At 71.1% G+C, this 16,678-nt stretch carries 16 protein-coding genes; 13 read left to right on the top strand and 3 right to left on the bottom strand.

The window, feature by feature from the left end:
- The first annotated feature begins 32 nt into the window (after positions 1-32).
- The gene (locus ACFQQC_RS06240) at positions 33-683 is read left to right on the top strand and encodes a class I SAM-dependent methyltransferase (RefSeq protein ID WP_376860716.1); all 651 of its coding nucleotides are present in this window, start codon (positions 33-35) and stop codon (positions 681-683) included.
- On the opposite strand, the gene ACFQQC_RS06235 is transcribed toward ACFQQC_RS06240, so the two are convergent.
- Entirely contained in the window at positions 644-844 is a 201-nt protein-coding gene (locus ACFQQC_RS06235) for a hypothetical protein (RefSeq protein WP_376860715.1), read from the bottom strand. The two genes, ACFQQC_RS06240 and ACFQQC_RS06235, sit on opposite strands and share 40 nt — an antisense overlap.
- A gap of 102 nt (positions 845-946) precedes the next feature.
- On the opposite strand from ACFQQC_RS06235, the gene ACFQQC_RS06230 reads away from it, so the two are divergent.
- The 4 genes from ACFQQC_RS06230 to ACFQQC_RS06215 all read left to right on the top strand — a co-directional run bounded on the left by ACFQQC_RS06230 (position 947) and on the right by ACFQQC_RS06215 (position 4,732).
- The gene (locus ACFQQC_RS06230) at positions 947-1,351 is read left to right on the top strand and encodes a hypothetical protein (RefSeq protein ID WP_376860713.1); all 405 of its coding nucleotides are present in this window, start codon (positions 947-949) and stop codon (positions 1,349-1,351) included.
- 77 nt (positions 1,352-1,428) lie between these two features.
- Positions 1,429-2,280 (top strand): neutral zinc metallopeptidase, encoded by an 852-nt coding sequence (locus ACFQQC_RS06225; RefSeq protein ID WP_376860711.1) that lies wholly within the window; start codon positions 1,429-1,431, stop codon positions 2,278-2,280.
- A 62-nt stretch (positions 2,281-2,342) separates the two neighbouring features.
- The gene (proB, locus tag ACFQQC_RS06220; RefSeq protein WP_376860709.1) at positions 2,343-3,476 is read left to right on the top strand and encodes a glutamate 5-kinase; all 1,134 of its coding nucleotides are present in this window, start codon (positions 2,343-2,345) and stop codon (positions 3,474-3,476) included.
- A complete protein-coding gene (locus ACFQQC_RS06215) occupies positions 3,473-4,732 on the top strand; it encodes a glutamate-5-semialdehyde dehydrogenase (RefSeq protein ID WP_376860707.1) in 1,260 nt (419 codons plus the stop codon). The genes proB and ACFQQC_RS06215 overlap by 4 nt, the downstream gene beginning before the upstream one ends.
- A gap of 5 nt (positions 4,733-4,737) precedes the next feature.
- Here the strand turns inward: ACFQQC_RS06215 and ACFQQC_RS06210 are convergent, their stop codons facing one another.
- Positions 4,738-5,691: an aspartyl protease family protein gene (locus ACFQQC_RS06210; RefSeq protein WP_376860870.1), complete on the bottom strand. Its 954-nt coding sequence runs from the start codon at positions 5,689-5,691 to the stop codon at positions 4,738-4,740.
- 252 nt (positions 5,692-5,943) lie between these two features.
- On the bottom strand, positions 5,944-6,795 hold the full coding sequence (locus tag ACFQQC_RS06205) for an LD-carboxypeptidase (protein ID WP_376860705.1): 852 nt from the start codon (positions 6,793-6,795) through the stop codon (positions 5,944-5,946).
- Between the two features lie 65 nt (positions 6,796-6,860).
- Here ACFQQC_RS06205 and murC point away from each other — a divergent pair, with 65 nt between their 5' ends.
- The 8 genes from murC to ACFQQC_RS06165 all read left to right on the top strand — a co-directional run bounded on the left by murC (position 6,861) and on the right by ACFQQC_RS06165 (position 16,538).
- A complete protein-coding gene (gene murC / locus ACFQQC_RS06200; RefSeq protein ID WP_376860703.1) occupies positions 6,861-8,249 on the top strand; it encodes a UDP-N-acetylmuramate--L-alanine ligase in 1,389 nt (462 codons plus the stop codon).
- 108 nt (positions 8,250-8,357) lie between these two features.
- Complete coding sequence (locus ACFQQC_RS06195) at positions 8,358-9,965, top strand: ATP-binding protein (protein WP_376860701.1); 1,608 nt, start codon at positions 8,358-8,360, stop codon at positions 9,963-9,965.
- A 41-nt stretch (positions 9,966-10,006) separates the two neighbouring features.
- Entirely contained in the window at positions 10,007-12,028 is a 2,022-nt protein-coding gene (locus ACFQQC_RS06190; RefSeq protein ID WP_376860699.1) for a TonB-dependent receptor, read from the top strand.
- Between the two features lie 57 nt (positions 12,029-12,085).
- Entirely contained in the window at positions 12,086-12,739 is a 654-nt protein-coding gene (locus ACFQQC_RS06185) for a PepSY-associated TM helix domain-containing protein (protein WP_376860697.1), read from the top strand.
- Between the two features lie 18 nt (positions 12,740-12,757).
- Entirely contained in the window at positions 12,758-13,264 is a 507-nt protein-coding gene (locus ACFQQC_RS06180) for a DUF2271 domain-containing protein (RefSeq protein WP_376860695.1), read from the top strand.
- 12 nt (positions 13,265-13,276) lie between these two features.
- Positions 13,277-14,077 carry a DUF4198 domain-containing protein gene (locus ACFQQC_RS06175; RefSeq protein WP_376860694.1) on the top strand — a complete coding sequence of 267 codons (801 nt, stop codon included), beginning with the start codon at positions 13,277-13,279 and terminating at the stop codon, positions 14,075-14,077.
- Positions 14,078-14,163: 86 nt separating this feature from the next.
- Positions 14,164-15,180: an FAD:protein FMN transferase gene (locus tag ACFQQC_RS06170; RefSeq protein ID WP_376860692.1), complete on the top strand. Its 1,017-nt coding sequence runs from the start codon at positions 14,164-14,166 to the stop codon at positions 15,178-15,180.
- Entirely contained in the window at positions 15,177-16,538 is a 1,362-nt protein-coding gene (locus ACFQQC_RS06165; protein WP_376860690.1) for a sulfite reductase subunit alpha, read from the top strand. The genes ACFQQC_RS06170 and ACFQQC_RS06165 overlap by 4 nt, the downstream gene beginning before the upstream one ends.
- The last annotated feature ends 140 nt before the right edge of the window (positions 16,539-16,678 follow it).

Genomic DNA, 16,678 nt, shown 5'->3' with positions numbered 1-16,678 from the left:
GGCGGCGCGGCGAAAGGCTACCAGCACGCCCCATGCCCATCACCGACCCGACCGCCTTCATCCTCGACAACACCCGGCTGCAGGCGGTCCCGCATGCGCCGGAAATCTCGCTGTGGCTGGCGGATGAGATCACGCCGATCTGGCGCCTGACCGAGGAGGAGCTGGGCGAGATGGGCCTGCCGCCGCCCTTCTGGGCCTTCGCCTGGGCGGGCGGGCAGGCGGTGGCGCGCTGGCTGCTGGACAATCCGTCGGAGGTGGCGGGCCGGACCGTCCTCGATTTCGCCACCGGCTCGGGGCTGGTGGGTATCGCGGCGATGAAGGCGGGCGCGGTCTCCGTGATGGGCGCGGACATCGATCCCTTCTGCGGCGCGGCCGTGGCCCTGAACGCCAGGGCCAACGGCGTGGCCATGGCCTTCACCGACCGCAACCTGCTGGACGCCCCGCCGCCCGCGGTCGATGTCATCTGCGCCGGCGACGTCTGCTACGAAAAGCCGATGACCGAACAGGTCCTGGCCTGGCTGGGTCAGGCCCGCGCCAACGGGACGCGCGTCCTGATCGGCGATCCCGGCCGCACCTATTTCCCGAAGACGGGCCTCGACTTCCTCGCCGAGTATCGCGTGCCGACCACCCGCGAGCTGGAGGATCAGGAGGTCAAGCGGTCGGCCGTCTGGGCCATGGCCTGATCGGCCTCCGGATCCGGCGAGAAATGGATATGGCGATCCGGCGCCGGGTCATCGGAGTGATCCTCGCCCGACATCTCCGAGGCCGCCGGTCGTCCGGTCCCGCGCATCTTCTCAAGCTCGGGATCACGGCTGAAGCCGGGGTCTTTCATCGATTGGGTCACGGCAGGCTCCTTGTGGCGACGCTCCTGTCCCGAAACAGGAAACCGGCCCATCCGGTTCCGGTCACGCTTGGTGACAGGACTGTTCGCGACCATCTTCGCTCCATGACCCGCGCCCTCCTTCTCGCCGCCCTCGCCGCGCCGCTGATGCTGGCCGGGGCCGTCCATGCCCAATCCATGGCCCAGTCCGCACCGCGCCCCCTGCCGCCCGGTCCCTCGACATGGGACCAGCATCGCTATCAGGCGGACCAGCACCGGTACGAGATGGACCGCCTGCGCCAGCAGAACGATCGACGCGAGGCGGCCACCCGCCAGCTTCAACTCGAGGGCCGCCAGACCCGACTGGAGCTCGACCAGCAGCGCACGACAGCGCCGTCCACAGCGCCGCTTCCGCCCGTCCGCTCCGTCGAGGAACAGCGCGCCGCCCGCGAGGCCGCCACCCGGCGTCGCGAGACCACCGCCGATCGCGTCGGCGAGATCGACGCCTGGCTGGACCGCCGCCCGAACTGATCCGCCCTTCACGCGCATCCCTTGCGCCCGCGCCGCGTTACCGCTTCGCTCGAACCTGAGCTTGGGGAGGACGGGTCATGCGTTGGGAAGGCGGCCGCCGGGGCGGCAATATCGAGGATCGGCGCGGCATGGGCGGCGTCGGCATCGCCGGCGGCGGAATCGGCGCGCTCGTACTGGCCGCCATCGGCTATTTCGTCTTCGGCATCGATCCCTCGACCACCCAGCAGATCACCAGCCAGCTCGGCGGCGTCGGCGCCGCGCAGCAGGAGGGCAAGGCCGGCACGCCCGAGGATCAGGCCGGCCTCTTCGTCGACGTCATCGGCGCCAATATCGATGACGTCTGGCGTTCGAAGCTGCAGGGCTACCGCCCGCCCACCGTCGTCCTCTACGAACAGGGCACCTCGACCGGCTGCGGCTACGGCCAGTCCGCCATGGGCCCCTTCTACTGCCCGGCCGACCAGCGCGTGTATCTGGACCTCGGCTTCTGGCAGGAGATGGAGACGCAACTCGGAGCCTCCGGCGCCGACTTTGCCCGCGCCTATGTCATCGCCCACGAATACGGCCATCACATCCAGACCCTGACCGGCGCCTCGCAACAGGTCCGCGAAGCCCAGCAACGCGCCGCCGGACAGGCCGAGGCCAACCGCTACTCCGTCGCGCTGGAACTTCAGGCCGACTGCTATGCGGGCGTCTGGGCCGCCAACGCCGCCGCGGTCTCCAACGGACAGGTCGCCCTCAGCGCGGGCGATCTGGAGGAAGGTCTGAAGACCGCCTCGGCCATCGGCGACGACACCCTCCAGCGTCGGGGCGGCGGGCGCGTCTCGCCGGACAGCTTCACCCACGGCTCCTCCGCCGACCGCATGACCTGGCTGCGGCGCGGCTATGAGAGCGGCGACCCGCAGTCGTGCGACACCTTCCAATCCCTCTAGGGACGGGGCCAGTCTCTCTGGAACGGGTTGGCGCCCGGGGCCCGGCGCGGCAAGCTTCCGCCGTGTCCTCCTCCGCCGCCTCCGCCCTCGCCGCCTCCCGCCGCCTTGTCCTCAAGGTCGGCTCCGCCCTGCTCATCGACGGCGGGCGACCGAACGGCCCGCGTCTGGCCGCGCTCGGTCAGGAGATCGCCGACCTGCGCGCACGGGGCGTCGAGGTGATCGTCGTCTCCTCCGGCGCCGTGGCGCTGGGGCGGGGCCGTCTTGGCATCCCGAAGTCCGCCCGGCTGGACGAGAAACAGGCCGCCGCCGCCGCGGGCCAGTCCCTGCTGATGCAGGCGTGGGAGACGGCGCTGTCGCCCCACGGCCTGAACCCCGCCCAGGTCCTGCTGACCCGGGACGACACCGAGCGCCGCCGCCGCTGGCTGAACGCCCGCTCGACGCTGGACGCCCTGCTGCGCCTCAAGGCCGTGCCCGTGGTCAACGAGAATGACACCGTGGCCACCGAGGAAATCCGCTACGGCGACAACGACCGCCTCGCCGCCCGCACGGCCCAGCTGGCCCGCGCTGACCTGCTGGTCCTGCTCAGCGACATCGACGGCCTCTATGACGCCGATCCCCGCGCGAACCCGACCGCCGCCCACCTGCCGCTGGTCGAGGCCCTGACGCCCGACGTCATGGCCATGGCGGGGGAGGCCAACGCCTCGGCGTCGGTCGGCACGGGCGGCATGCGCACCAAGCTGGAGGCCGCCCGCATCGCCCGCTCGGCGGGCTGCGCCACCATCATCGCCTCCGGCCTGACCGACAAGCCGCTGGCCGCCGTGGCCGACGGCGCCCGGGCCACCCTGATCTCCGCCCCCGCCGGCCCCATGGCGGCGTGGAAGGCGTGGATCGCGGGCAGTGTCGATCCGGCGGGACGACTGATCGTCGACGACGGCGCCGTCGCCGCCCTGCGCGCGGGCAAGAGCCTGCTCCCCTCCGGCGTCCAGCGGGTCGAGGGCCGGTTCGACCGGGGCGACAGCGTGCTGGTCGTCACGCCCGACGGCGCCCGCGCCGCCGTGGGCCTGGCCGCCTTCTCCGCCGAGGAGATGGCCCTGATCCGCGGCCGCCAGACCGGCGAGATCGAGGGGCTGGTCGGCTACAAGGGGCCGCAGGTGGCCATCCATCGCGACGATCTGGTGCTGGAGGGATCCGCATGACCATCATGGGAGAGATGCTGGAGCGCGGCCGCCGCGCCCGCGCCGCCGCCGACATGATCCGCCTCGCCCCGCCCGAGACCCGCACCCACGCCCTGGAGGCCGCCGCCGTCGCCCTGCGCGCCCACGCCGACCGCATCTTGGCCGCCAATGCAGAGGACATCGACCGCGCCCGCCAGAACGGTCTTTCGGAAGCCCTGATCGACCGGCTGGCGCTCAGCCCCGCCCGCTTCGGCGCCATCGCCTACGCCGTGGACGAGGTCGCCGCCCTGCCCGATCCCTTGGGTCGCGAGACCGCGCGCTGGACCCGGCCCAGCGGCCTCGACATCGCCCGCGTCTCCACCCCCATCGGCGTGCTGGCCATCATCTATGAGAGCCGGCCCAATGTGACCGCCGATGCAGCGGCCCTGTGCCTGCGCTCCGGCAATGTCGCCCTGCTGCGCTGCGGCTCGGACTGCCTGTCCTCCTCGCTGGCCATCCACGCCGCCATGGTCGAGGGCCTCGAAGCCGCGGGCCTGTCCGCCGACGCCATCCAACTGGTCGACACGCCCGACCGGGCCGCCGTCGGGGCGCTGCTAACCGGGCTGGAGGGAACCGTGGATCTGCTGGTCCCGCGCGGCGGCAAGAGCCTGGTCGCCCGGGTGCAGGCCGAGGCGCGGGTGCCCGTGCTGGGCCACCTTGAGGGGCTCTGCCACACCTACGTCCACTCTGCCGCCGACCCCGACATGGCCGAGGCCGTGGTGGTCAACGCCAAGATGCGCCGCGTGTCCGTCTGCGGCGCCACCGAGACCCTGCTGATCGACCGCGCCTGCGCGCCTGCCCTGCTGCCCCGGCTCGCGGCCGCGCTGGAGGCCGCCGGCTGCACCCTGCGCGGCGATGAGGAAAGCCGCGCCCTCGTCCCCGCGATCACCGAGGCGTCCGAGGCCGACTGGACCACTGAATATCTGGCCCCGATCCTGACCGTGGGCGTGGTCGAGGACCTGCCCCATGCGGTCGACCACATCCGCCGCCACGGCTCGGGCCACACCGAAGCGATCATCACCAATGACGAGACGGCGGCCACCGCCTTCCTCAACGCCGTCGACAGCGCCATTGTCATGTGGAACGCCTCGACCCAGTTCGCGGACGGGGGCGAGTTCGGCTTCGGCGGGGAGATCGGCATCTCGACCTCCCGCCTGCATGCGCGCGGGCCAGTCGGGGCCGAGCAACTGACCAGCTACAAGTATGTGGTGCGCGGGACGGGCCAGGTTCGCCCCTAGAACCGTCAGTCCGCGCCGATCGTCAGGTCCAGCGGCCGGGACAGGTGCATCGTACCCTGCCCCAGATCCATCGCCACGCGCCGGTTACGGAAGGCCTCCATCCCCACAAGACCACCCGGGAAGTTCGGCAGGGGCGGCTGGTCGAAGACGCCGATCTCCACCTCTTCGTACAGATGGTCGGCGAAGGTCACCGTACGCGCCTCGATGATGGCGGACCGCAGCGATCCCCCCAGCACCAGACTGACGCCCGACCGCTCCGGGCGGCCGTCCAGCAGGCCCGCCGTCGTCGCCGCCTCGCGGCTCAGCCCCAGCAGGGACGAGGCGCCGGTGTCGATGATGGCCCGCACCGTCGCCCCCTCCACCGTCAGGTCGGCCTGCAGCGCCGTGCCCTGCTTGCGCACCTCGGCAGGCATCAGGTCGGGCGGCAGGACAAAGGCTTCACGGCTGACCAGCCGCGAGTGGCGACGGGCGGGCTCCAGCGCCAGAACCGCCTCGCCCAGGACATCCTGGCCAAGGATCAGCGGCGTCTGCAGCCCGTCTTCGGCGGCCAGCGGACCGAGATCGAGGATCGCCGCCCGCAGCTTGCGGATCGACAGGCCGGGCAGGTCCACATCCACCGACGTCCCGCGCCCCACCTGCGTGCCCCCGCCGACGCCATAGGCCAGCAGGGGCATGTCGAACGAGTTCCGCCCTTCGCTCGGCAGGGTCTCGAAGAAGGCGCGGTCGATCACCGAATATTGGGCGCCGCTGTCGATCAGGGCCAGCACGTCGCGCCCCTCGACCCGGACAGCGACCGTCGGCGTCGGCGCCCGGCGGCCATAGGGCATCCACGGCGTCGCCCCTTCCGGCCCGAAGACCAACTCCGGTTTGGGCCAGAACAGATGGTCCCGCGCCCACCACGCGCCGCCCGCGACGGCGACAAGCCCGGCTGCGCGGATCAGGAGGTTGCGGCGGTTCATCCGGGCCAAGATGGCGCGTGCGCTCGCGACGCGCCAGCGGCGAGACGTCGCGCGTGCAGAACAGGATGTGCAGGAGCCTTGAAACGACGAACCGGCCGGCGCCCCCCGACGCCGACCGGCCCGCCTGCGAGGCCGGTATCCCCGAACCCCCGCCAACCCCGGATCCGAGACCACAGGGTTACACGAATGTAAATGGCGCACTGATGCGGGTGCTGTCCACTCTCTTCGCGCGTCTCGCGAAGAAATTGTGTCCTAACGGTGGCCGAACGGCACCACCCTGTTCGCCGCGTCGTGCCCGATGTCGGCGGTCCCCAGATACGGAATCCCCGAGCGCTGGCACCAGTAGCGGGTGATCTCCTCGGCGGTCAGGCCGAAGTCCGGGTCGTTCTGGACGATCTCCGACACCCGCCCCAGCCGGATTCCCGCCACCTTGCGGATCGAGGGCTGGGCGGTCAGGTGGAACATCATCCGGTCGATCCGGTACAGGGGCTCGGACACGTCCTCCAGCATCAGCACGTGATCGGTCAGGTCCGGCTCCAGATAGGTGCCGACCAGGGCGTCGAGGATGCTAAGATTGAACGCCACGGCCGGGCGCGGGTCCGTGTGCAGCGACGGCTCCCACGACGACGAGGCCCCGCTCTTCAGCCAGTTCAGCGCCCGCCAGGCCGTCTCGTCATGGCGCGTCGCGTCCGACGCCATCGGCCCGTGCGCCACATGCGGGAACCCCGCCTTGTAGAGCCCGGCCAGCAGGCTCCCGGCGTCCGAATAGCCCAGATACCGCTTGCCCCGCGCCACGTCCGTCAGGCGCGGCAGCACCGCCTCGGCGATCCGGCACGAGCCGTAACCGCCCCGCGCGAACCAGACGGCGTCCAGCCGCGGATCATTGGCGAACTCGACGAAGGCGTTGGCCCGCGTCGCGTCATCCCCGCCGAAATGGCCGTGCTTCTGGAACACCGCCGGGTGGAAGACGATCTGGATCGACCCGTCCGGAACATTCGCGGCGAACCACGCCTCGATGGCCTCGCCCCGTTCCTTCGAGAAACGCGAGCTGGCGTTGACGATGCCGATCTTCACTGTGTCGTCCCCGAGGTCATATCCTTCCATAGAATGCCGCTCCTCCGCGCGAAAGCGAGTTGAGGCCGGACCAAAGCCCCTCTACTCAGCCTTTCATGGCGAACGACTATTTCTTCTGCGGGATCGGCGGCTCGGGGATGCTGCCACTGGCGATGATCGTGCAGGCGCGCGGTCACCGCATCGAGGGCTCGGACCGGTCGCGGGATCAGGGCCGCACGCCCGAGAAATTCGCCTGGCTCGAGGCCCATGGCGTCGCCCTGCATCCGCAGGACGGATCCGGCGTCACCCGCGCCGACCAGATCGTGGTCGCGACGGGCGCGGTCGAGGACACCGTGCCTGACATCGGCGCGGCAAAGGCGATCGGCGCGACCATCAAGACCCGGCCCCAGCTGCTCAGCGAGATCTTCAACGCCGCTCCCGCCTCCATCGGCGTGGCGGGCACGTCCGGCAAATCGACCATCACCGGCATGATCGCCTGGATCCTGCACAAGGCCGGTCGCGAACCCACCGTGATGAACGGCGCGGTGATGAAGAATTTCGCCGACGCCGACCACCCGTTCGCCAGCGCCCTGATCGGCGGACCGGATCTGTTCGTGTCCGAGGTGGACGAGAGCGACGGCTCCATCGCCCGTTACAATCCGACCGTCGCCGTCGTCTCCAACATCTCGCTGGACCACAAGTCGATGGAGGAGTTGCGCGAACTGTTCGGCGGCTTCACCGACCGCGCGACCACCGCCGTCCTGAATCTCGACAACCCCGAGACCGCGGCCCTGGTCCAGACCCTGCCCGCCGACAAGGTCGTCACCTTTGCGCTGGGCGAGGAAGCCGCGACACTGAACGCCCACGATCTGGAGCCGCAGCCCACCGGCATGCGCTTCACCCTGACCGAACAGGGGGGTGCGAAGCACGCCGTCACCCTGAACGTCCCCGGCGCCCACAATGTCGCCAATGCGCTGGCCGCCCTCGGCGCCGTTCGAGCACTGGGCGTGCCTCTCGCCGAGGCGACCGCCGCGCTGGAGACCTTCTCCGGCATCCGTCGCCGCATGGAGGTGGTCGGGACCGCGAACGGCGTCACCGTCATCGACGACTTCGCCCACAACCCGGACAAGATCGCCGCCACCCTGAAGACGCTCCACGCCTTCGACGGCCGCCTGCTGATCCTGTTCCAGCCGCACGGCTTCGGTCCGCTGAAGCTGATGAAGTCCGAGTTCATCGAAACCTTTGTCGGCCTGATGCGCGCCGACGACGTCCTGTTGATGCCCGAGCCGGTCTATTACGGCGGCACCACCGACCGGTCCGTCGGCAGCGAGGACATCGCCTCGGGCGTCCGCGCCGCCGGGCGTCAGGCCGAGGCCCTGCCGACCCGCGACGCCTGCGGCGACCGTATCGTTGAGCTGGCGCAGCCCGGCGACCGCATCATCGTCATGGGCGCCCGCGACGACACCCTGTCGACCTTCGCCGCTGACCTTCTGTCGCGACTTTAGGTCCGCTTACGGACTGATATTCAAGACAATATCGCGAAACATTCACGCACGGCAAAGCTGGCCTTAAGGGGTTCCCCCTATTCCGCTCCCATCCGGGAGTGAGAGTGAATGGCCAGAATCGGTGACTTCGCCAGCGGCGCCGAGCCGATCGGCCCGGACACGCCCGGCGCCCATGTTTTCGAGCGGTTCGAGCGCGAGCCCGACACCCTGGCCATCGCCGTGGTCGATGCGGACGGCCGCCCGGTCGGCCTGGTCGAGCGCAACGCCTTCACCCTGCGTATGGCCGCCGAGTTCGGCCGCGCCCTCTACGCCCGTCGCCCGGCCTCCAGCTTCATGGATCCGTCGCCGCGCGTGCTCGACGCCGACGCCAGCGCCGAGACCCTGTTCGAAAGCCTCGACGCCGGCAATCTCGGCGCCCTGCTGAACGGCTTCGTGGTCGTCTCCAAAGGCCGCTACGCCGGGGTCGGCGCCGGCGTGCACCTGCTGCAGGCCGGCAGCGCCATCCACCGCAAGCGCGCCGAGGCCATGAGCGTCCTCGCCCGCGATCTGGCCCGCGCCGAGCAGGAGGCCCGCACCTCCAGCCGGGCCAAGTCCGAGTTCCTCGCCGTCATGAGCCACGAGATCCGCACGCCCCTGAACGGGGTGCTGGGCGTCGCCGCCCTGATGGAGCGCGAGCTGACGCAGGACGCCCTGCGCCCCTATGTCCGCACCATCCTGGATTCCGGTCAGAGCCTGCTGCGCCTGCTGACGGATGCACTGGACATGTCCCGCGCCGAGGCCGGGCTGATGACCTTCGAGACCGGCGTCGTCTCGCTGGAGACCGTCGCCCGCGATCTCGCCGCCCTGTGGGAGCCCCGCGCCGCCGAGAAGACCCTGTCCCTGACTGTCGCCTGCGATCTGGGCGAGGCCGCCCATGTCGACACCGACGAGGTGCGGCTGAAACAGCTGCTCAACAACCTGATCGGCAACGCCATCAAATTCACCCCGGCGGGCGAGATCGTCGTCACCCTGTCGGCGCAGGTCGAGGGCGGCGACGCCCGACTGACTGTCACCGTGGACGACAGCGGCCCCGGTATCGCGGAGGAGACGGCGGCCACCATCTTCGATCCGTTCAACACCGGTCGGGCCGGCCGCGAGGGGGCCGGCGCCGGTCTGGGCCTGGCCATCTGCCGCCAGATCGTCGAGCGGATGAACGGCCACATCGGCGTCGAGCGCTCGCCCTTCGGCGGCGCCCGGTTCGCCTTCGATCTGCGCCTGCCGCTGGCCGCCGACACCGCCACCGCCGAGGACGCGCCCGCCGAACCGACCCCGCACGAGACCCTCCATGTGCTCGTCGTGGACGATAACGCCACCAACCGCTTCGTCGCCGGCAAGGTGCTGGAGCTGTTCGGCTGCACCCATGAGACCGCCGAGAACGGACAGGAGGCGGTCGATCGCGTCCAGACCAGCCGCTTCGATCTGGTGCTCATGGATGTGAAGATGCCGGTCATGGACGGCATTCAGGCCACCCGCGCCATCCGCGGCCTGCCCGGCCCGGTCGCCGCCCTGCCCATTCTGGCCCTGACCGCCAATGCCGACCCGCGCGATGAAGCCGACTATCTGGCCGCCGGCATGGACGGCGTGGCCCAGAAGCCCATCCAGCCGGACGTCCTGCTCGACGCCATCCGCCGCGTCCTTGCCGCCACGCCCGGCGACGAAGCGGCACAGGCTGCATAAAGGGGCGCAACCCGAACCGGTCTGGCGTATTGCAACGCCTGATGATGCAAATCCCCCCACCGCCCCCGACCGACCTCCCCGAAGTCATCGTCACCGGCGCCCGCCTGCCGCCCGCCGCGGGCGAGGCCGCCTTCGCCGTGATCCGGCTGGACGACCGCGACCTGCGCGCCGAACAGCGGCTGGACGAGGCGCTGGCCGGCGTGCCCGCCGTCTCCCTGTTCCGCCGTACCTCCAGCCTCGCGGCCAATCCGACCACGCAGGGGATCAGCCTGCGCGCCATCGCCCCCTCCGGCGCCGGCCGGACGCTGGTCACGCTGGACGGGGTTCCGGTCAACGATCCGTTCGGCGGGTGGGTGATCTGGTCCCAGCTCCCGACTGAAAGCTTGTCCGGCTTCGACATCGTGCGTGGCGCGGGCGCCGGTCCCTATGGCGCGGGCGCCCTGACCGGGGTGATCCAGCTGCGCGAGCGCGACACGGGCTGGACCGTCGACGCCTCCCTCGCCGAGCGCGGCGGCGCCCGTCTCGCCGCCTCCGGCGCCACCGACCTCGGCCCCGCGCGCCTCGTCGCCTCGGGCCTGTACGAGACCAGCGACGGCTATGTCCCGGTGCGCGGCGCGGCCGCCGGGGCCGCCGACACCCCGCTCGATCTGGAGGTGCAGGCCGCCTCCGTCCGCGCCGACCTGCCCGTCGGCCCTGCCACCGTGTCCCTGCGCGCCTCGGCCTTCGAGGAGGATCGCGGCTCGGGCCTCGCCGGCGCCCGCTCGACCGCCAGCGGCAACGCCCTGTCCGCCACCGCCGCCGTCCAGCCGACCGCCGACCATGCCGGATGGCGGCTACAGGTCTGGCGGCGCGAGAGCGATCTGGCCAACACCTCGGTCGCCGTCGCCGCCGACCGCGCCACGACCACCCCCGCCAACAACCAGTTCGAGACCCCCGCCGTCGGCTGGGGCGTCAACGCCGCCCTGCGCCGCGTCCTCGTCAGCGGCATCGGTCGCGTCGAATGGGAGCTGGGCGCCGACGCCCGCTTCGCCGACGGCGAGACTCGCGAGATGTTCCGCTACATGGGCGGCCAGTTCACCCGCGACCGCATCGCCGGCGGCGAAACCTCGGTCATCGGCGCCTATGCCGAGGGCTCCTGGACCACCGGCCCCTGGCTGGTCGCCGGCGGCCTGCGCGCCGACCGCTGGGAGAATACCGGCGGCAGCCGCTTCGAGCGCGACCGCCAGACCCTGGCCGTCACCCTGGACGAGACCGACCCCGACCGCTCCGGCGAGGTGGTCAGCGCCCGCCTCGGCGTCCGTCGCGATATCGGTAATGGGCAGGCCCTGCGGGCCGCCGCCTACACCGGCTTCCGTCCCGCCACCCTGAACGAGCTGCATCGCCCCTTCCGGGTCGGCAACGACCTGACCGAAGCCAACGCCGCGCTGGAGCCCGAGACCGTCACCGGCGTCGAGGCCGGATGGAGCTGGACCGGCGACCGCGCCAGCCTGACCGCCACCGCCTTCTGGACGCAACTGGACGACGCCATCGTCAACGTCACCATCGGCGAAGGCCCGGCCACCTTCCCCCGCGCCGGCTTCGTCCCGGCGGGCGGCGTTCTGCGTCAGCGCCAGAACGCGGGGACCATCGAGGCCGTCGGGATCGAACTGGACGGCCGCTTCACCGTCACCGACGCCCTGACCCTGCGCGCCGCCGTGTCCCTGACCGACGCCGAGGTGGATGGCGGAACCGCCGCGCCCCAACTGACCGGCCTGCGTCCCGCCCAGGCGCCCCGCTTCAGCGCCGTCGCCGGCGCCGACTGGCAGGCCACGGATCGCCTGCTCCTCGCCGCAGACCTGCGCTGGGAGAGCGACCGCTTCGAGGACGATCTGAACAGCCGAGTGCTGGAATCAGGCGGCACTCTGGACCTGCGCGCCGACTGGCTGGTCAATGACGCCACCACCGTTTGGGTCAGCGCCGCCAACCTGTTTGACGAAGAGATCGAGGTCTCCGAAACCGGGACCGGCGTCGCCGGCTACGCCCCCCCGCGCACCCTGTCCGTCGGGATTCGTCTCAGCCGCTGATCCGTCCGAACACCGCTCCACTTGCAAATGGTTCGCACACTCGGCATTAGCCGGGGCGTGACCGACACTGCTGCGACAGCTCCGAAGCCCAAGAAGGCCCTGAACGCCACCCGGTCGTTCTGGCTGAAGCAATTGCATCAGTGGCACTGGATCTCGGCGGCCGTCAGCCTGATCGGGCTGATGCTGTTCGCCGTCACCGGCATTACCCTGAACCACGCCGCCTCCATTCCGGCCGAGCCCGTCACGGTGAGCACCAGCGCCACCCTGCCCACGCCCCTGCTCGAGCGCCTGTCCGCCTTCCCGGAAGAGACCACCGATCCGGTCCCCGACGCCGTCGCCCGCTGGGCGCAGGACGCCTTCAAGGTCAAGATCGACGGCCGCCCGACCGAGACCACCATGGACGAGATCTACGTCGCCCTGGCCGAGCCGGGTGGCGACGGATGGCTGACCATCGACCGCGCCACCGGCGAGGCCTCGCGCGAGCGCACCACCCGGGGCTGGGTCGCCTACCTCAACGACCTCCACAAGGGTCGTAACGCCGGGGTCGTCTGGTTCTGGTTCATCGACGTCTTCGCCGTCGCCTGCATCATCTTCGCCGTCACCGGCTTCGCCCTGACCTGGATGCACGCGAAGCAACGCCCCTCGACCTGGCCCCTGCTCGGGCTGGGTCTGCTGATCCCCGTCATCATCGCCCTTCTGTTCATCCACTAGCGTTCTTCCGGAACCCCCATGCGCAAGCTGCCCATCGCCCTGACCGCCGCGGCCGCCGCCGCCGTCGCGACCCCGGCCCTCGCCGCCGATCTGAACATCACCGTCCAGATCCCGAGCCTCAGCGTCGCCGCCTACCACCGCCCTTATGTCGCGGTGTGGATCGAGCGCCCGGACAACACCGCCGTGCGCACCCTCGCCGTCTGGTACGAAGTCTCCAATGTCCGCGAGGGCAAGGACTGGCTGAAGGACATGCGCACCTGGTGGCGTCGCGGCGGCCAGTCGCTGACCCTGCCCGCCGACGGCGTCTCCAGCGCCACCAAGGCGCCGGGCACGCACAACGTCCGCATCCCGGGCGCCCGCCTGCAGAACCTGCCCGCCGGCGACTACGTCATCGTCGTGGAGGCCGCCCGTGAGCTGGGCGGTCGCGAAGCCGTCCGCGTGCCCTTCCGCTGGGGCGCGCCCAACACCGGCCGCGCCGCCGGAACCCGTGAACTCGGCGCCGTCACCGTCGCCGTCACCCGCTAAAGGAAGCCTGCCATGAAGAAGTCCATCGCGCTCATCGCAGCGCTCGCCGCCCTGGCCCTGCCGCTTTCGGCCAACGCCCACCGCGCCTGGCTGGCCCCCACCTCGACCTCGCTCTCGGGCGCGGACGCCTGGGTCGGCTTTGACGCCGGCATGTCGAACGGGGTCTTCATCCCCGACCACGCCGCCATGAACCTGGCCGGCCTGACCATCACCGCGCCGGACGGCTCGACCGCCCAAGCCGAAAACATGAGCCGCGCCCGCTATCGTTCGACCTTCGACCTGCACCTGACCCAGCAGGGCACCTATCGCGTCGCCAACGTCATGGGCGGCCTGATCGTCAGCTACAAGCAGGGCGGCGAGCAGAAGCGCTGGCGCGGGACCGAGGCTGACATGGCCGCGAACATCCCGGCCGACGCCACCGATGTCGTCGCCACCCGCACCAACAGCCGCATCGAGACCTTCGTCACCCTCGGCGCCACCTCGACCACCGCCCTGGCCCCGACCAATGAAGGCATTGAGCTGGTCCCGGTGAGCCACCCGAATGAACTGGCCGCCGGCGAGGCCGCGACCTTCAAATTCATCCGTGACGGCCAGCCGCTGGCCAATCAGCAGGTGACCATCGCCCGCGGCGGCGCGCGCTACCGCGACGACCCCGAGGAAATGACCGTCACCACCGGCGCCGACGGATCCTTCACCGTCACCTGGACCGAAGCCGGCATGTACTGGATCAACACCTCGGTCCGCACCGCGGCCCAGGGCGACCAGATGGCCGCCAACGCCCAGTACAACGGCGCCCTGGAAGTCCTGCCCTGACCAAAGCCGGCGGCCCTCTCGATCGCCACAGCGCGCCGCCCACGGTCACCGTGGGCGGCGATGCTCTGCCGCGTGTCGACAACCGGGTGCTCATCCCGGTTCACGGACGCGCGCCGACCCGCCCGCCCTCGGAGCTGATCTGGGACTTCGCGGGCCAGACCATGGGCACGGACTGGTCGGTTCGCGCCGTCCCGCCGCCGGGCCTCGACCGGGCCGCCATCCAGTCCGCCGTCGAGGCGGCGCTGGAGCAGATCATCGCCCTGTTCAGCCATTGGGACAGCCGGTCGGAACTGGCCCGCTTCAACGCTGCGCCCGAGGGCTTCTGGGCCGTGTCCGAGCCCTTCTGGGATCTGCTCAACCGGGCGATGGACATCGCTGACGACACCGACGGCGCCGTCGATCCGACCCTCGGCGCCCTGGTCAATCTGTGGGGCTTCGGCCCGCCCGGTCCCCGTCCGACCGACAGCGTGGGAACCGGCGTCTCCCTGCCGACCGAGGAAGAAATCGAGGCCGCCCGGGCCGTCTCCGGCTGGGGTCGCCTGCGCCTCAATCGCGACCGCCGCGCCGTCCAGCAGCCCGGCGGGCTGCAGTTGGACCTGTCCGGCCTCGCCAAGGGTCACGCCGTCGACTGCGTGTCCGACGCCCTGCTCGCCCTCGGCGTCGCCCATCATCTGGTCGAGATCGGCGGCGAGCTGCGCGGTCGCGGCGTCAAGCCGGACGGCCATCCCTGGTGGGTCGAGCTGCAGCAGCCCCCGGGGGCCCCGGCCCCGCGCACGGTCGCGGCCCTGTTCGACCTCGCCGTGGCCACCTCCGGCGACTGGATCCGCAGCTACAGGGTCTCCGGCCGAACCTTCAGCCACACCCTCGACGGCCGCACGGGGCGTCCCATCGACAACGGGGTCGCCGCCGTCACCGTGCTGGCGGACACCGCCTTCGCCGCCGACGCCATGGCCACCGCCCTGACCGTCATGGGGCCCGAGGAAGGCCCCGCCTTCGCCAACGCCCTGGAGATCGCCGCCGCCTTCGTCGTGCGCAGCCCTGATGGCGTCCTGACCGAGTCCGTCACCCCGGCCTTCACCGCCATGCTGGAAGAGGGCGCGTGACCTCCGATCCCTCGCGCCTGATCTGGGCCGCCGTTGCGGTCGGCCTGTGGCTGCTCAGCATCGTCGCCGTCGTCATCAGCCGTGCGCTGGCGAAACGCGCCGCCGCCCGCAAGGCCGCCGCCCTGTCCGGTCCGGCGGGCGCCGACGCCGTGCTCGTCGCCTTCGCCAGCCAGACCGGCCTGGCCGAGGAGCTGGCGTGGATGACGGCGAAGAGCCTGTCCGACGCCGGCACGCCCGCCCGGGTCGTCCTGCTGGGCGATCTGGAGCCCGCCGAACTGAAGACGGCGGGTCGCGTGCTGATCATCGCCTCGACCACCGGCGAGGGCGATCCGCCCGACAGCATGTCGTGGTTCGTCCGCACCGTGATGAAGGCTCCCGCCGATCTGGCGGGCGTCTCCTACGGCCTGCTGGCGCTGGGCGACCGCACCTATGCCGAGTTCTGCGGCTTCGGCCGTGCGCTGGACAGCTGGCTGCAACGCTCGGGCGCCGAAGCCCTGTTCGATCATGTCGAGGTCGACAACGGCGACACCGGCGCGATCCGCCACTGGCAGCACCAGCTGGGCCTGATCACCGGCTCGACCGTGCAGGCCGACTGGACCCCGCCCGCCTATGACCGCTGGCGTCTGGCCGAGCGCCGCCTGCTCAATCCCGGCAGCCCCGGCGGTGAGGCCCATCTTCTGGCCTTCGAGCCCGTCGATCACACGCCCCACTGGGCCGCGGGCGACATCGCCGAGGTCGGCCTGCCCGACCCCGCCCAGGGCAGCCGCGAATACTCCGTCGCCTCCCTCCCCACGACCGGCCGGGCCGAGTTCATCATCCGCCGCATGACCCGCCCGGACGGAACGCCCGGCCTCGCCTCCGGCTGGCTGACCGGCGATCTGGAGCCGGGCGCCGAGGTCGGGATGCGCATCCGCACCAACCGCAGCTTCCACGGCCCGGACGCCGCCGCGCCCCTGATCCTGATCGGCAACGGCACCGGTCTGGCCGGCCTGCGCGCCCATCTGAAGGCCCGCGAGGATCAGGCCCACGGCGGCGCCTGGCTGATGTTCGGCGAGCGCACCCGCGCCCACGACGCCCTGCTGAATGACGAGTTGGAGGCCCTGCTGGCCTCCGGCCTCCTGACCCGCCTCGACCGCGTCTTCTCCCGCGACGCCGGCGACGGCCGCTATGTGCAGGCGGTTGTGACCGAGCAGGCGGAGCTGCTGAAGGACTGGCTGTCCCGCGGCGCGACGATCATGGTCTGCGGCAGCCTCGAAGGCATGTCGAAGGGCGTGCACGAGGCGCTGGAAGCCGTGATCGGCGCGGAAGCCCTGCTGGGCCTGACCGAGGCCGGACGCTACCGCCGGGACGTGTACTGACGCTCTGATCAGGGCTCGAACTGCGGGCAGTGAGCCCAGCCAGTGATTAGTGGTTAGTGATTAGTGGGTGGCCGCTTCGCTGGTCGGGCGACGTCTCGCGCGAGCCGTTCCGCCGCGAACCACTAATCACTAACCACTAA

It is taken from the genome of Brevundimonas sp. GCM10030266, from assembly GCF_042666595.1.
In the GTDB taxonomy this organism is placed as follows: Bacteria; Pseudomonadota; Alphaproteobacteria; order Caulobacterales; family Caulobacteraceae; genus Brevundimonas.
The sequence above is the reverse complement of the archived record's forward strand: the minus strand, read 5'-3'. Positions and strand labels throughout refer to the sequence as shown.

Coding starts and splice junctions, on each gene's coding strand:
- ACFQQC_RS06175 (WP_376860694.1), top strand. CDS start 13,277: ATGAAGAAGTCCATCGCGCTCATCGCAGCGCTCGCCGCCCTGGCCCTG.
- ACFQQC_RS06240 (WP_376860716.1), top strand. CDS start 33: ATGCCCATCACCGACCCGACCGCCTTCATCCTCGACAACACCCGGCTG.
- murC (WP_376860703.1), top strand. CDS start 6,861: ATGGCGAACGACTATTTCTTCTGCGGGATCGGCGGCTCGGGGATGCTG.
- ACFQQC_RS06215 (WP_376860707.1), top strand. CDS start 3,473: ATGACCATCATGGGAGAGATGCTGGAGCGCGGCCGCCGCGCCCGCGCC.
- ACFQQC_RS06195 (WP_376860701.1), top strand. CDS start 8,358: ATGGCCAGAATCGGTGACTTCGCCAGCGGCGCCGAGCCGATCGGCCCG.
- ACFQQC_RS06180 (WP_376860695.1), top strand. CDS start 12,758: ATGCGCAAGCTGCCCATCGCCCTGACCGCCGCGGCCGCCGCCGCCGTC.
- ACFQQC_RS06205 (WP_376860705.1), bottom strand. CDS start 6,795: ATGGAAGGATATGACCTCGGGGACGACACAGTGAAGATCGGCATCGTC.
- ACFQQC_RS06230 (WP_376860713.1), top strand. CDS start 947: ATGACCCGCGCCCTCCTTCTCGCCGCCCTCGCCGCGCCGCTGATGCTG.
- ACFQQC_RS06210 (WP_376860870.1), bottom strand. CDS start 5,691: ATGAACCGCCGCAACCTCCTGATCCGCGCAGCCGGGCTTGTCGCCGTC.
- ACFQQC_RS06190 (WP_376860699.1), top strand. CDS start 10,007: ATGATGCAAATCCCCCCACCGCCCCCGACCGACCTCCCCGAAGTCATC.
- ACFQQC_RS06225 (WP_376860711.1), top strand. CDS start 1,429: ATGCGTTGGGAAGGCGGCCGCCGGGGCGGCAATATCGAGGATCGGCGC.